We start from the raw sequence: 14,758 nt of genomic DNA on the forward strand, positions 1-14,758 counted from the left end.
TCAACTCTTGTAGTGCTCTCTTCGTAAAGCGCTCGAACCTGTGTGACTTTAGACCAAACATCGCACTGCCAATACTGCTAGACCCAAAACGCGGCACCAAATCGCCCTTCTTCTTGGAGAAGGTTAAAGAGTGTGTCAGCCAAGAACTTCTGGTCTGCTCCGCTTAGCTCTGTTTCAATCTTAAACGGAGCTCCGCGATCCGACGCGAGCTTCAGGATCGCGGTTCGCAATGAAGAGGTGCATGGGCTGAAATAAAGTCGGTCGGGCTCCTTTGCCGCTTTGAATGCAATGAGATCGAGAATGATGTTGCCCTGGTTTTGAACCGGCATGTTCATGCGGTAGCCAACCACGTGAACCCGATCGCCTTCAACCGCCAAAATGTCCATCAAAGCTATTGGATCGTCATCAATGACTATCCCTACATGGCCTTTCAAAAAGCGAGCCGGCTCCTGCCAATCTGACAGCCAGACGTCATCCCGAGTGGTTATGAGGGAGACCGTCTTGTAAATCGAGACATTCTGGATGTTCTCGACCAAGCGATGCGCCTCATCCTCGCTGACCGCGAGCCACTCCACGCGAAACCCGCCCTCTGGCGCATGTGCCAATCGGCGAAACCCCGAAATATTTTCGTCGGACAGGCGTCTTAAGGCGGCGCAGTTTTCCGCGATCTGAAAGACCTTTGCCGCTTTATCCAAAGGCATGGATGCAAATTGCAGGTGGTTTCCCTGACTGCCCTTATGAATGAAAGCCTCGATGACCTTCGGGTCCTGTTCTTCAAGATCAGTCACAAACAGAGGCAGACCGACATCCCGTAGCGAGAGGATCTCGCGGCGAAAATCGCCAATGACGGCTTCATAGTCCTCCCCCTCTTTGGGAGTCATGAACTGCTGATTGCTGTCCGGTCCCAGGGCTGACTGGATCTTTTCCGTCAGCTCGGCCAATTGCTGTCTTTGATCATCGTAGCCTGCCGGGTGATGCCCGGCTTCTTTCAGGGCAGCGGCAAACACCTCCAACGCTGCAAGCTCGGCGGGGATAAAATCCTCGGGTGCCGCCTTTGACAAAGCATCCCACTCGGCTTTGAAGTCTGCATCTTGTTCTGAAAAGACCTTTAAGGGACTTTCAGATTGGGCAAGGACTTGGCGCATCGCCTCCTTGGCGTCTCTAATGACACCGCGCCTAAGGAGCGTGTTAAACCGCTGATCAGGATCGTTCCAGCTCTCCAGAGGCAGGTCGTGCCAGCGTTCGCAGGGCGTCTCCAGCAGCCACTTGTAAATCGGCGTTTGCATCGCGATGCGGGCTGCATTGCTCAGCGCCATGTTAGCAAGTCCGATCCCCACAGCAGGTTCAAACTTGTCTACAAACCGATCAAGATGAACCTGGTAAGATGGGAAGTCTTTCAGAAGCGGCGCAGAAATATCTCCGTAGCTCGCTGTCAGAAGCCCCCTCACAGTCGCAAACGTCTCGTGTGTGACGATCGAGCGATCAATCATATCGCTCATCAGCGCCATGAACGGTTTCTCATTCATTTCAACCAATGCGCCGCAATAAACCATGGCAATGCCAAAAGTCGTGCTGGCATTTAGGAACGCATGATGGCTTTCATGGAAAGACACCATTTCATTGAGTTCAGCACTAGACTTGCTGCCAAAGGCGATCTCGCGATTGGTGGAACTCGGACTATAGCTGCCGCGCGACATCTCGCGTTTGGTCACTGACATCAAAAGTTGGCTGCGTGTTGCCGTATCTGAAGAAGGCTCCTTACTTTTCATGAGATCGTCATCCGTTCTCGGTCATGGGCCAGAGGTCTAATTCGCGATGCGGCGCGAGCTTACGCATCATGTCTGCGTGAAGCTCCGACAGTGCGCTAAGTTCTCTGCCGTGAACGGATTTCGAGGGCGTGCTGCCACCAAGCACCATCAGAACATCGTGCATGAAATCCGTGGTTTCATCAGGTCGATCCATCCAACCCTCAACCAGAAGCTCTGATTTAGTTCCATGGGCCTCCAAGGCGTCATGCAAAATGAAGAGCGCGCGTGAGACAGATGCTTGCATCACGTCTGTGATCTCGCTCGCATCATCATCCTCAACGTGTCGCACCTTATAGTCACCATCTTTCCAGCGCACGAGATCCGGTGCGACCACCCTGAAATAACTGCTGCATAAGTTGATCAGACGCGTTGCGGGGAAAGGATATTCCTCGCTGGCATGGACCGACTTCTCAAAAAGGCCGTTGATCAAGCAAACGGCCCCAAAGCACCCTAGGAGGATTGCCCGGTGCAGAAGATCCTGGCGCGTTTCGCCTGATGCGAAACTTATATCCAGACCTTCGAGAATATCCTCGGCAAACTGCAGCATGAGCGCCGTTGCGGCACCATCTGCTTCTAGTTCCGCCATCTTGCGAAAGGCAAGATAGACCGGGTCATCCTCGGATGCATCGCTTTCTGAAAAGCAGAATTCTGGCTCATCATCTTGCCAATAGACTTCTCGCAAATACCCGACATGCCCGGCGGCAACATGGAAGTATTCATGCATCAACACTTGGATCAGCCCTGCAGTGAAACTCACCCCAAGGGCTTGATCGAAAGACACCCCTTGCGCTTCAAATTCTTCAAGGTGCTGGCGCATGAAACTGCTCTCCAGCCCACCATAGATGTTGCAGAACTCATAGAGCTTATCGACCATCCCTTCATTGACATAAATCTGGTACTGACCGCCCGGGTGCCATCGAACGCCAGCGTTGTATTTGCGTGATTGTTCAAATTGAAACAAAATACGGGCATCTGCATTCCCATCACAGATCGATGGTAAAATGAGGTGTTGCACAAATCCAAAAACCTCTGGAACCATGTCCAGATAGCCTCGATCGTCTTTGGCTTCTTGGTTCATGTCTTTGGCCAACTCATTACAATGACATCCTTCATCAGGGCTTTGGCACGATGATAGTCTACGTCGCTAGTCCTTGATCACATCCATCTTGCGGAGAAGCGTATTCATCCGACAGGCATTTTGCTGTCGGTCGTATCCAGCGAGAAGTGTTTCACCATAGTCGTGCAAGATATCGAGCTGCTGATCAGGAAGTGCGCCGCAGAGATCGTAGTTAAATTCAGACCCAAGGCGCAGTTTTGCCACTCTGTCATCCGACAATCTGGAGAGCATCCATCCCAATGGCACCGTGCCATGCGGCTCTGAATAGGAGATCGGGGTGCGTCCTGCAAAGAAGCGACCCCGCAACTCAAAGCACCTGCGCAAGTCCGCATCACCTTCCGAAGCGTCCGGAAATAGGCTCGTGCAAACGCTGCGAGCAATTTCGGCAACAAGGTTGTTAACTTCGGTTGCCTCTTCAATCGCCAGGCGGGATCGGTCCGAGCGCGCGTTGTTCAAGGCCAGAACCGGTGTCAGAATATGAGCGCCATCATCTTGATCACCACCGGCTGGGATCAATGCAAAATAGCGTGGGTCCTCAATCTCGCTCAGCTCCGTGATGCTGTTTATCCATCGCAAGAGATCGGTATACCTAAAGGAAACGTCCCCGATAAACACGATTTCCAGCTTCACATCGAGAGCATGTTCAGCAACTAGTGTAGCAACTCGATGGAAGATACGTAATGCAGTATCTCCGCCCGAGTTGTCCGCAAAGCCACCATCGACTAGCGCTAGCCGTTCCTCATCGTAAAGCGCTGGCGTGTGGTTGGCGGGATCAAGAGGCTCATTATTGGCATTGCGAACGCTTGCTGTGAACCGCCCGACAGAGGACACGACCGGAAATCTCGCACTCAGACCCGCCGCCGTGCGGACCCTGAGATCAAAAGGATCCTGACGGTACTCGTGGAGCGAGTCCGTCCGCGTTTGGGAGCCAGGAAATTTGGTCAGCGTCAAAGGTGAAACATAGAGCTGCTGTCCGGTGTTTGTCCTAGCCGTATTGAGAAACAGGGCAGGCACTGCTTTATTGGCCGACCAACTGTCGAGAACCCCATCGGTGTAAAAGCTTGATCCTTTATGTGCAGTACTCTCAAGCCCATGTTCCAAACCGAGGGCCCGGTCATAGGCGCCAATATCAGGAAACGGGATCAGAACCTGGATCATCTCGGGCAACAGCCAAAGCCACAATGTTGGGGACAAAAAATCCCGGTAAAGAGCCGCTTCCACATAGTCCTGATAGGCCGTGCCGCCACCCTCACCACAACTGGGTACTTTCAGCTCAGGGTCCAAATCACTTACAGCCGCCGCAAAGACGGCCGCGCCGACACTGCCACCGGAGACACTGCTGATCGCAAAGAGGTTCTGCGCGAACGCTGGGCAATCATCTTGCAAGCGGGCCAAAACCGTCGCGCTGTGGCGTGCGGCATAAATGCCCCCACCTTGGGTCGCCACAATCACGACCGGAACTGGATGATCTGGCGCAAGCGCCTTGCGTCCCTCATACCACGCGAGAAATGCGGCCTCGAGCTCTTGCGGTTCACTATCAGAGGCGATTTCGCGAACGTCATGGTTGTCGTTCCACCCAAGCCACTGGAAGAGAACGATCGCCTCAACGAGAATGGTCACTAGTGGGACGCCAGACCGTTCCCCCGTCTCTGTGAGCCACGACAGTGCTATCAAATACAATAGAAGCGCAAACCAAGATATCGCTAGCGGTCCCGTCCATTGAGCAATGGAGACAAACCAGACCTCGTCAAAAAACGGCGCAATAAGAAAGACGACAAGGAGAAATCCGGACAAATAGGATACCGCGCGCGCGAAAAACGAAACTTGTTCTTCAGAGTCGATCTTGCCTGGTTCTGATCGAGTACGTTTTAGAAGCCACCAAAAAACCACAGCGCCAGCAACAAGTCCCATCCAGCCTAAGATGTTGAACGCTAGGAGGCTGCTTCTGTAGTCTACCCCCGTCGCGGGCACATCCCACGCCCCGCGCACGCAGCACCACGCGAGTGCGACCAATGGTGTGGTCGTTACAAGCGCGGCAAACCACGCAAATGGCCCGTCGCGGCGGTCTCTGACCTGTTCTGAAGTCGTGAAGAGGCGGTTGCTCAATAAGAATAACGCGAAGCCGGCCAAGATGATGGGCACAAAGTTTGCACCTGGCTCCATCACTACAGCGCGCATCACGTCCCTCAGCTGGTGCGGTACATGCAGACTGGCTACGAAGACGGCGACAATGACCAGTTGCGCGCGATAGTCCCAGATGAGTTTCATCACATCATCCCCGTTGGTGATCGGTCATTCAGGTACTTCCACCGAAAAGTCAGTTTGGCCAGCATGGGGGATAGGCAAGCGTACCCAAATCGGCATGTGATCCGTGAAGTCATGGGTGTACTTTCCATAATTGGGACTGCCGTCGGCGAGCTGTCCGGGACCGGCGTCAGCGAAGAGTTGCACGAAATCAAACATGCCGTAGTCGTATTCATCATGGCCTAAGGTGCCAGCTTGCGGGTTATGACGACCCCGAGGAAGCCGCGGGTCTGTCGTGATCCACGCAATGTGATCGAAGGTCTCGTCCCGGCGTGCGTTGGTAAAAAACCCACCGTCCAGAAATGGAAAATTCACCTTGGCCTTCAAATTCCGTTCCTCATTAATCGATGCCATGTAGTCGGCAAATGCTTCCCGCCGTTTGTCGACACTGGAGGCGAAGTCCAAATTGAGATCCGCCATTAACAAAAACGTCTTTCCCTCCGATGCGACCGTTGTCGGGCTATCAAGAAGAAGCCACTCCAGCAGAGCAAAGAACTCAAGCTCGCGCTCCGTCTTACTCTCCCCCGAAACCAGATGCGCATTGACAACATAGAAGCTATACGAACCTGCTGACCCATCAATCACAAACTCTACGATGTGGGGCGTCCGGATAAACTGAACGAAGCTCTTCAGTCGCGCACCAACAAGCTTTTGCTGTCCGCTGAGCCAGCTCGCGATCTTTGCCATGAAGCTTTGCTGGCCCGCAAAGTCCATCTCGGTTTGAACGAGTTTTCGCAGAGCATGATTGCTGTTTTCAATAACGGCAGATCGATCGAAAGAAAGGTCCGAGGCGAGCTCACCACGCTTTACGCGATCGCTCCGATACAAGAAAGCGTGGCGCTCCGCCATGCCCGTATAGCCAGGCGCCATTCCCGTCACGTCACTGATCACAATGTCCCATGGATCACCCATGTCGCGTAAGCGGTTGAGCAATTGGTAAACGCTCGACATGTCCTTCAGTACTTCTTGAAGGGCTATGAGATCAGCAGTCGCGCACACTCGTGTTATGAGATTAAATGCGCCTCCCGATTTCTTCGTAGTGCCGTTCTCCTCAAAGACGCCGAATTTGCGAATATTCCAGCTCATCAAGACGACGGAGTTGGCCCGCCTTTCGGGCAGGCCATATGCACTCGTGTTTGCGTCTAAATGTACTTCTATCGTTTGCCAATCAGCCTCGGAAAAATGATCCGCCATGGCTTAACTCCCGATTCCGAAGAACGACATTAAATTCGGTCGCCAGCACTCTTAGCCAGTGTCTTGATACCTATTGGTTCTCCGATGACATCTGTTCCAGAACCTCGAGACGATCGCGAATCTCTTGGATCAACCGCTGCACCTTGGCGTCGCGGTCTTCGCCGCTCCCCGAAGCAAGCGCATTGGTTCGAAGAATAGCACCACCGTCTGTCCCAACGCCGGAAAAGACGGGGCTGTGATCCGATCCAAAATAGGAGTTGCCAGACACAGAGACTGTGGTAGCCAAGGCAAAGAATGCCGCCAACGGGCCTGCGACGGCTATGTGATCAATAGCGCCAGGGCCGAAATTGCCACCTAGGTATGTTGGTTGAACCTCTTCTGACAGCAACCGATATCCATTCTCCAAGTCTGCAAGAATGGCCATGCTGTCATCATAGCCATCCGTTCCACCATCACCGCAATTGTTCAGGCTGGGCTTACAGTCTATGGCTAGGTCAGATCCAACTCGATCATGCTTGCCGATTGGTTGGATATTCAAATCCCCTGCGATGATTACACTACCGCCGTTCGCAAGGATGGTGGATGCATCTTTAGCGATGCCACGCGCATTGTTCTCTCGCTTTGCCGCGTTTTCCAGATCTTCATCACCGTTTGCGCCGCGTGAGGATTTCCAGTGCGTTGCGTAAACTGACAGCCCGCCATCGAGGTCAACCCTCAAAAACCCGCGGGAGGGGCGTTCGCCGTCGCTTATGGTCAACTCTAGATCGAGCGACTCTGTCGGGACTGTCGTGTCCGATGCTCGCGGATCATACGGATCGCCGGTGGGAAGTCGTCCAGTTGTGTCCCATTCGACAACCTTTGAAAATGGTGTGCGGCTCAAGATCGCAACCTCCAAGGAAGCAAACCACTTCCCGGTCACCTCGATCGGCGGTGAGAAGTCACTGATTGCCCAATGATCGAAACCTATTTCTTCTGCGATTTCTGATACTTGTTCGGACGAGATTACCTCCTGGAGCACGAGGATATCTAGATCACCGATATCGAGTATCATGTCGCGCGCGTTGCCTGCCAAAACGTCCTTATCTTGCTCGCCGCCATTTATGTTCCAAGTCATCACGCGTGGTGCATCGGCGAGTACTGGAGCAGCGAGAGCGGTCGTAAGAGCAATTGTGCAAGCCTGCGCAAAAGTACCAATTTTCATGAAGTTCCCCCAAAATCAAAAAAAAGAAGATCAAAATTTACATGAAAAGGGTAAGTCCACATTGGATTTCGATCAACTAAAGAGTGAAAAGAGTCATCTCACGCAAGTCGCGCGCATCTTGTCAGGTTAAGACGTCCGCAGCCCCGTAGCTTTGAGGCACTGAATGTGGCAATCCCGCTAGACACTGGGAGTTCGGGAAATAGAGCGCAATGTATTTTGCTAAAGGTCAGACTGCCAATGTTGGACTGGTTGCCGAGGGAAATGACACGCTGGATCACGACAACGATTGCATCATACCATATATCCAGTTCAAGCTCGAAAAAGGGATCCCTCAATGCGTTCAAATGCCCGATTGGAATTGGACCTGTCCCGCTTTAATGCCGCTCCAAGTTCTCGTTTAAGCTACCTTCCGTTCGAAAGCGACAGGGCTTTTCCAGCCTAGTGCTGAGTGTTGGCGGCGCGGATTGTAAAAGCCGTTTATGTATTCGAAGATCGCCATCTCAGCCTTGCGTCGTGTCTCCCAAGGATGCCGCCAGATCAGCTCTGCCTTGATCGTCTTGAAGAACGTCTCAACAGCCGCATTATCGTAGCAATCACCTTTGCCAGACATCGATACCTTGAACCCGTGCTGGCGCAGGATTTTCTGATAATCATGAGAACAGTATTGCGACCCGCGATCCGTATGATGAATGCAGCCTTTGGGCGGTGATCGGAAGGCGATGGCCATCTTCAACGCACGGATCGCGAAGTCACGCTTCATGCGATTGTTGACCGCCCAGCCAATGACGCGTCGTGAATGCAAGTCCAAGATGATGGCAAGATACAGCCAGCCTTCGCGCGTCCAGATGTAACTGATATCGCCCGCCCGCTTTTGGTTGGGCGCATCAGCGTTGAAGTCACGATCCAACAGGTTCGGCGCGATATTAAACTTATGATTGCTGTCCGTCGTTGCCTTGTATTTGCGGGTTCTGATGACGGATATGCCGTTCTGGCGCATCAAACGGCCCACACGGCGATGACCAACGTCCAAGCCGATCTCTTTCAGCTCCTCGGTCATGCGTGGTCGGCCATAACTGCCCAGGCTGAGACGAGACTGTTCTTTGATATGCGCCAGTGTGACCATATCAGAGCGCTGTCTGCGGCTAGCGGGGCGACTGCGATGCGCCCGCAAACCGCGCGGGCTGACGGCCATAACCCGGCACATCAGATTAATAGAAAACGTTGTTCGGTGTTCTTCAATGAACTTAAACCTCACGGTTTTTGGCTCGCAAAGAACACCGTGGCCTTTTTTAACACTTCCCGCTCCTCCTTGAGAATGCGGTTCTCACGCCGCAACCGGTCATTCTCTTGGGCAAGGCTCAGATCTTCTTTTGACACCACATCCGTGTCTCGATGTGCAGTGATCCATTTGTTCAGCGTCGACATGCCGACACCTAGATCGTCAGCCACCTGTTTGCGCGTAAGCCCACTTGTCAGCGCGATACGCACCGCATCTTGCCGGAATTCGTCCGTCCGTTTCAGTCCCATAGTCAGTCTCCTTTGTTGCAGTAAATGCTATCAAAGGAGCGGCATCAAACCGCGACAGGTCCAAATAGCTTGAATGATTGAACTGAAGGGTGAGAAACGATGATTGAGGACGCGCTCAAATCGACAAGGACGTTGCACCGTTTGATCATGACGGTGTCGCTCGTGACTATAGTCTTTGCGCTTTCGATCAATTTGCCGGAAGACAAAGCAGCTCGGAAGCAGCTCATAGACGATTTGGCCGCCATCGATTTTACTGGCTACAGTATTTTCTTATCCTCCAAGGTCGAAAAAAAACGCCAGGAGGTCCTCGTTCCCTTGTCTGAGGAACTCGGACAGGTTTTGGAGAACAAAGGACATTTGATTTTTGGGTTGGACCAAATTGGAGATGCGTTTTCAGAACCCATCCACGTAGGGCGCATTCTGTTGGAGGATCTTCTCGTCACCGAGATGTCAAACGCAACAATTGTAGGGTTGAATGCTCTCAATGGATTGTCGCTTGGCGCAAACGTTCAAATCTCAGTGCCGCAAACAGATCTTTTGATGACTGAAATTGATGCCTTTCTGTCGGAAAATCCTCAAGCTGGTCGCCGTATAGACGAAATCAGGGTGTCTTTGGATGAGTTTGATTTCACCGCAGATTCTTTCCTGCCAGGACAGCAGGTTATCGTCGGGATCTATTTCGAACTCTTGGACGCAGTTCGGACGGGTGGGGTGCTGACGTTCAGCGCGAGTTTTCTTGCCGACATTGTAGAGATAGAGGATACGTCGTTTTTGACATGGCTCGGTGCGCAGGATTTTGACGAAGGATTGGTCCAGGTCGATGGAGTGGAAGTCGTCTTCGCTCCCGGCTTACAATCTGCGCCGACAAGCTTTGCCAGTGAAAAGCTAGGTGTTTTGTCGCTTCGATTGGAAAACGAAATCGCAAGTTCGAGTCCGGCCAATCAGTCCGTGTCAATACTGGGTACAAATGTGCCAGGGGCGTTGACGATTTTTGCGTCCCCGATCATTCTATTTGCTCTGTCCTACTATTTCGGCGCTCACACAGCCCATCTGTCACGGATTGTGTCCAAGGGTCGTGAGAGTTTTGAGGTATTTTCTTGGCTTCCTCTAAGCATCCAAGCAGAGTGGCGTATTCGTACTTCGAAACAGTGGACGTTGGCGCTGCCGTTCGGTGCCCTGGAGTGCCTTGGCAGCGCGGTGTTGCTACCGATTGGTGCGCTCGCCTTATTGTTCTATAGGTTACAAACCTTCGGCAGTCTCGCTTCGTTGCAGATTTACTGTTTGCTTGGTGCGACAGTTGGAATCTTGCTGTTCGGGCTTTTTGCAGTGAGGCACGTCCTTGGTGTGTGCGCGGTTTTGGCTCAGCCTGAACCACGATCAACGCCGTAACTTCGCTTTTTTTCTTCTGCAAAGTCCATGACTGGGGTCTGGCCACGCATTCTTCGGAGAACCAAGAGCATCGGCGACCATAAGCGCAGACTTGAACGAACAGCGATTTGGCGAAAGAGTGTCAAATAACGTCCAGTAACGATAACTAGGAATTAGTCGAACCACCGTCCCACGCTGACCATTTGATAGGATTCATCTGGACTAGGATTTAGTAACTCTTTGTACTTCAATAAATCAGGACGAACTACTGAGCTCTTAGTGCGAACATCGATCATACCGATCTCCAACCCAGGTTCCTTGTAAACTTGCTCCCAATTGGTGACGTTGAGTTTTGAATCTGTACGTCGTTCAAGGTGAAGTACGGCAGCCGCTGGATCTCTTTGGTACCGCAAGCCAGTCACCTTCAATCCGCGAACAACGTTTGCATCATCATCATCATCCAAAATATAGTAAACCATTTGCATGTGCCTGATGTCAGACATCTCGATCCTTTTCTCGGTAACCGCAGGTGGCGTCTCTATGCTGACACCGATGAGGTAAAAACATCCATGATTGTAGAGTACGAAACCGCCTATCAATAATTGATATTGCTCCTTTGATCTGTCTTTGATCAGCCTAACTTCTTTGAAGCGGAGGACATTGGAGATTTCCGACTCTCGTCCCACTGCAATGCTATCGGCATAACCAGCGACATGTTCGTGATTCCTAGGGTTCTGGTAAAATAGAAAAGCAGAACGTATCAGTCTGCCAGGGCTTGAGAAGGAGTACCTTGTTCCTTGATAGACGCCCAGGGGAAGGCTGGAGTAGTCAGTGTGCTTTTGCGGGTTTCCTGATGGATTGAAGAATTTGAAGCTTCGATACGTTAAGTTCTCAAAATACTGAATGCAAGTTCGAACGGACACATTTTGTATGATGGTCTCAATGATCGCTTCCTGCTTGGCGCTTAATATCCTATCGCACTCGTGAACGGCCCGCAGCTTTGAGATAGCGGTATTCTCGGTATAGTAACCGTGCGCGGCCAACCACTGTTGCTTTTCAGCTAGTGAACTCTGTCTGCCCTTACGCTCAAGTTCAAAGTCCAGTATGGATATCCAATCGTGTGGAGAAACATTGCTTCGTCCCCACGGCCTTGATAAGTTCCCAACCATTTTAGTCGTCGATTCCTCAAATATTGCTCAGGTGAAAAAGGAACTTGCACCAGTTAGCGCATCTTGCAGCATCCCTGCAAGAATTGCAACAATTAGCAATATTTGCAGCTTGGTTTGCTTGCTGCCATTGACGTCAACATGGAAACAGTAAGCTTGGCATTCTACATGTTGTTATAATTCTATCCACAGCCACTATATGTAGCATCTTCTCTGTGGATAGTTGCATTCTACCGACAGGCGACGCAACGAAAGCGACAGATCGCTCTGGGCGCGAGAAATTAACCAAGAGGATGTTATCATCATACACACTAAGTTATCAATTTGTTAGAGAGTTTTTGGGAGAATGTTTATGCTGAATTACGTCGTTCGAAATGGTGTTCTCCTCGGAAGTCTCCGGAGAGCATCAGATTATTGTCAAGATCGCAAAGGCCCCAACGGGGCATTTTTTGTGTCTAAGGGGGATCACCGATCTGTGCGCCGAAGTTGATGGCCGAACCGCTCTTGCCGGTAACGCTGAAGAACTGACGCCCTACCTCTGGTACAGGCTCTGACCATCCTTATATCGAAGTTGAAACCAAACCTAGCATGACGATGATAGATAAAATAATTCTACGCATGGCTGAGTCAGCCAGACCTCCCAAGGAAGAATTTGGGAAGGGACCACTAATAAGTAAATTTAGGAAGATAGTTCGCGCCGAGGCAAAGGAAAATGTCCAGAGACTTGATGACATCCTTGGAAACAAATGCGAAGTTGCAGAACGCGTTAGACTGCGCGAGCAAGAGATTAAAGCAAGGCTGACAGAAGCTTAGTTAGTCTAAGAAAAAAAGATACGGGGCGGGGGTGCGTTACATCGAAATTCGGTGTGACGAAGGTACGATGAAAATCAAAGACATCAAAACACTGCACCGTGTTTCAGCGGAGGCGCTTGAAGTAGCATTGACTGCAGACAAGTATGTCCAGATATCAAATCTGGACATTTACGCTGCGTTGAACCGTTGTTTCCTGCACTTTCAGCTATTTGTCACTGACAATAAGGATGAGATTTGGGACCAAATTGAAGGCGAGATGACCTTCATTGTGAACAAGACATACAAGAGGTATTTCTTGGGGGCTTGTCAAATCTTTCGTGACCATGATGGTATTTTGCAAGCCGCTGCAGAAAAGATTGATGATCTTGAGACCATAACTGCGCAGGCCGTGCAGCTCGAGGAGTTCTCGAAGCAGTTCATGGGCCTTGATGATCCTCCTCAACATCCTGAGCGAAAGAAGATGCGAATTCTGCTTCATGAGTTCTTGGAGCGCCTCAGCCGTGCGGTTGACATCGCATCCGAACACGACCGGGAGCAACAAGCCAAAATTCGAGAAGACATCGTTGAGAACGGGAGCTTTCGGGAAAGAGCGACGTTCGTCGTTCGTCACATTTACAACCAGGCTGACGGCAAAATACTTGCAGCGATAGCCGCCGGTGTGATTTCAGCCTTCGTTAGTGCCATTTCGCCAGTTTCAGGATTTATTGGTCCTCCGAGTTTCCAATCGCTTGTTGTCGGACTTTTTATTGCATGTGTTGTTTGGTGGACATTGCGACTGCCTTATTACCGGCGGATCGTATCTACGTTAGTATTTGGCTTTCTCGGAATTCAAGCTGTTTCGAACCTTCAGGCATCGGGTGTTTTAAGCCTTGGACAGATCGGCGATGTGTCCGTTGAGTGGCTCAATCAGAACGACATTCAGGTAATAAGCGTAGTTGGTTTGATTGCTGTTTGTGCGATGATTGCGGACTATTTTGACAGCCGTAAGTAGAATGAGAATGAATCCGCCAGACAGCATGAAGCCCTTCTTCACTTTCGCCAACATTTGGGGACCCGGACGACCGCATTCTCCAATGGAAATGCGGCCGGCTACATCGGCTCAAGTAGCGACACAAAGCAACTTACACGTCGACCGTCGCCAGGGTATCCGCTGCAACAACCGCTGAACTCAACGAATTGTCGGTGACCTTAGTATAAATCTCTGTGGTAGCGATGCTTGCGTGGCCTAGAAGCCTCTGGACCAAACGAATATCGACTCCTTCTTCAATAAGTAGTGTAGCGGCAGAGTGCCTAAATCTGTGGGGAGTTAAATGCGGTTCGATACGAAGGGAACGTGACAGGGTCCTTAGTCGTTTTCTGTATGCCTGCGCGGTTAGACGCGATCCATGGGTGTTTGCAAACAGCCATGCCTGTGATCCGTGCGTGTCAAATTTGCATTGCCAGTAATGCCTGAAATCCTTTTGCAACCGATCGTTGGCAACATAAACAATTCGTTCTCTATCACCTTTGCCGCGAACGCGTATCCTTGTGGCGGCACTGGTCACGTCTTGCACGCGTAGTTCTGTCAGTTCGCCAATTCTAAGACCAGTCACGACGAGAAGCCGCGCAATAAGGGCGGTTACTTTGGCAGCGGATAGTTCGCTCGGGACCTGTGGCCTCGCCCTTGGATCAAGTTCGATGATGTGCTCCGTTGATTGGAACAAGGCGCTTAGGGTTGAGCGATCCACTGGGCGGGGGAGACGTTTTGGGATCTTGAGATCTAGCCGCAGTCCATTGAATGGTGAGCGATCGCTCGGACAAATATCTTCCCGCCATTTGAAGTACGACCGGAGTGTGATGAGGCGTCTGCGGATGGTTGACGGACTGGCCCCTTGTTTCTCCCGGAGATCCTTTTGGAACGCTATTACATCTTGTCCAGTCGGTTGATCAATAAGACCAACCTTGGCTTCAAACTTCACAAAAGCGGATAAATCCTGCCTGTAGGCCCTCAAACTATGATTGCTCAGCCCTAGTTGTTCTCGGCAGTACTCTTCGAATTCCTTGATGTTGATTTTGGTCATGCACCCTCCTCAATGATTTGGGGTCGCCATCAGTTGGCAACAGCTTTCAACCCCATCTGGGGCGCAGAGGTATCTAAGGAAATTGCTTTAGCAACAGCCAGATACAGATCAAAAAAGCTACAAAGCATGGTGACTCATGGCTATTGCAACTGTAGGCTGTCGAGGGATATTAACCTAAGCGGTCAGACATTTTGGCCGCT

The 14,758-nt window shown here is 51.3% G+C and carries 10 protein-coding genes; 2 read left to right on the forward strand and 8 right to left on the reverse strand.

Annotated elements, in window-relative coordinates; translation table 11 throughout:
* Positions 1–77: 77 nt before the first annotated feature.
* The 6 genes from L1065_RS13150 to L1065_RS13175 all read right to left on the reverse strand — a co-directional run bounded on the left by L1065_RS13150 (position 78) and on the right by L1065_RS13175 (position 9,151).
* On the reverse strand, positions 78–1,769 hold the full coding sequence (locus L1065_RS13150; RefSeq protein ID WP_237095963.1) for a hypothetical protein: 1,692 nt from the start codon (positions 1,767–1,769) through the stop codon (positions 78–80).
* 7 nt (positions 1,770–1,776) lie between these two features.
* On the reverse strand, positions 1,777–2,886 hold the full coding sequence (locus L1065_RS13155) for a hypothetical protein (RefSeq protein WP_237095964.1): 1,110 nt from the start codon (positions 2,884–2,886) through the stop codon (positions 1,777–1,779).
* 66 nt (positions 2,887–2,952) lie between these two features.
* The gene (locus L1065_RS13160) at positions 2,953–5,193 is read right to left on the reverse strand and encodes a hypothetical protein (protein WP_237095965.1); all 2,241 of its coding nucleotides are present in this window, start codon (positions 5,191–5,193) and stop codon (positions 2,953–2,955) included.
* Positions 5,194–5,217: 24 nt separating this feature from the next.
* Complete coding sequence (locus tag L1065_RS13165; protein WP_237095966.1) at positions 5,218–6,423, reverse strand: hypothetical protein; 1,206 nt, start codon at positions 6,421–6,423, stop codon at positions 5,218–5,220.
* Between the two features lie 70 nt (positions 6,424–6,493).
* A complete protein-coding gene (locus L1065_RS13170; RefSeq protein ID WP_237095967.1) occupies positions 6,494–7,624 on the reverse strand; it encodes an endonuclease/exonuclease/phosphatase family protein in 1,131 nt (376 codons plus the stop codon).
* Between the two features lie 397 nt (positions 7,625–8,021).
* Positions 8,022–9,151 (reverse strand): IS3 family transposase gene (locus L1065_RS13175; protein WP_237095968.1). Its coding sequence is split into 2 segments (ribosomal slippage): positions 8,022–8,917 and positions 8,917–9,151, totalling 1,131 coding nucleotides; the frame shifts between segments, so codons are not numbered across the junction.
* Positions 9,152–9,250: 99 nt separating this feature from the next.
* Between L1065_RS13175 and L1065_RS13180 the strand changes: the two genes are divergently transcribed.
* Positions 9,251–10,540, forward strand: a complete 1,290-nt coding sequence (locus L1065_RS13180; protein ID WP_237095969.1) for a hypothetical protein — start codon at positions 9,251–9,253, stop codon at positions 10,538–10,540.
* A gap of 152 nt (positions 10,541–10,692) precedes the next feature.
* Here L1065_RS13180 and L1065_RS13185 read toward each other — a convergent pair whose 3' ends face one another.
* A complete protein-coding gene (locus L1065_RS13185; protein WP_237095970.1) occupies positions 10,693–11,688 on the reverse strand; it encodes a hypothetical protein in 996 nt (331 codons plus the stop codon).
* Positions 11,689–12,565: 877 nt separating this feature from the next.
* Here L1065_RS13185 and L1065_RS13190 point away from each other — a divergent pair.
* Entirely contained in the window at positions 12,566–13,489 is a 924-nt protein-coding gene (locus L1065_RS13190) for a hypothetical protein (RefSeq protein ID WP_237095971.1), read from the forward strand.
* Between the two features lie 130 nt (positions 13,490–13,619).
* Here the strand turns inward: L1065_RS13190 and L1065_RS13195 are convergent, their stop codons facing one another.
* Positions 13,620–14,558 (reverse strand): tyrosine-type recombinase/integrase, encoded by a 939-nt coding sequence (locus L1065_RS13195; protein ID WP_237095972.1) that lies wholly within the window; start codon positions 14,556–14,558, stop codon positions 13,620–13,622.
* Positions 14,559–14,758: the final 200 nt, after the last annotated feature.

Origin of the sequence: Nereida sp. MMG025, from assembly GCF_021654165.1 — a bacterium.
GTDB lineage: Bacteria > Pseudomonadota > Alphaproteobacteria > Rhodobacterales > Rhodobacteraceae > Nereida.

Excerpts from the sequence above, each read along its gene's own strand:
- L1065_RS13170 (WP_237095967.1), bottom strand. The coding sequence starts at position 7,624 with ATGAAAATTGGTACTTTTGCGCAGGCTTGCACAATTGCTCTTACGACC.
- L1065_RS13190 (WP_237095971.1), top strand. The coding sequence starts at position 12,566 with ATGAAAATCAAAGACATCAAAACACTGCACCGTGTTTCAGCGGAGGCG.
- L1065_RS13150 (WP_237095963.1), bottom strand. The coding sequence starts at position 1,769 with ATGAAAAGTAAGGAGCCTTCTTCAGATACGGCAACACGCAGCCAACTT.
- L1065_RS13185 (WP_237095970.1), bottom strand. The coding sequence starts at position 11,688 with ATGGTTGGGAACTTATCAAGGCCGTGGGGACGAAGCAATGTTTCTCCA.
- L1065_RS13165 (WP_237095966.1), bottom strand. The coding sequence starts at position 6,423 with ATGGCGGATCATTTTTCCGAGGCTGATTGGCAAACGATAGAAGTACAT.
- L1065_RS13160 (WP_237095965.1), bottom strand. The coding sequence starts at position 5,193 with ATGAAACTCATCTGGGACTATCGCGCGCAACTGGTCATTGTCGCCGTC.
- L1065_RS13180 (WP_237095969.1), top strand. The coding sequence starts at position 9,251 with ATGATTGAGGACGCGCTCAAATCGACAAGGACGTTGCACCGTTTGATC.
- L1065_RS13155 (WP_237095964.1), bottom strand. The coding sequence starts at position 2,886 with ATGAACCAAGAAGCCAAAGACGATCGAGGCTATCTGGACATGGTTCCA.
- L1065_RS13195 (WP_237095972.1), bottom strand. The coding sequence starts at position 14,558 with ATGACCAAAATCAACATCAAGGAATTCGAAGAGTACTGCCGAGAACAA.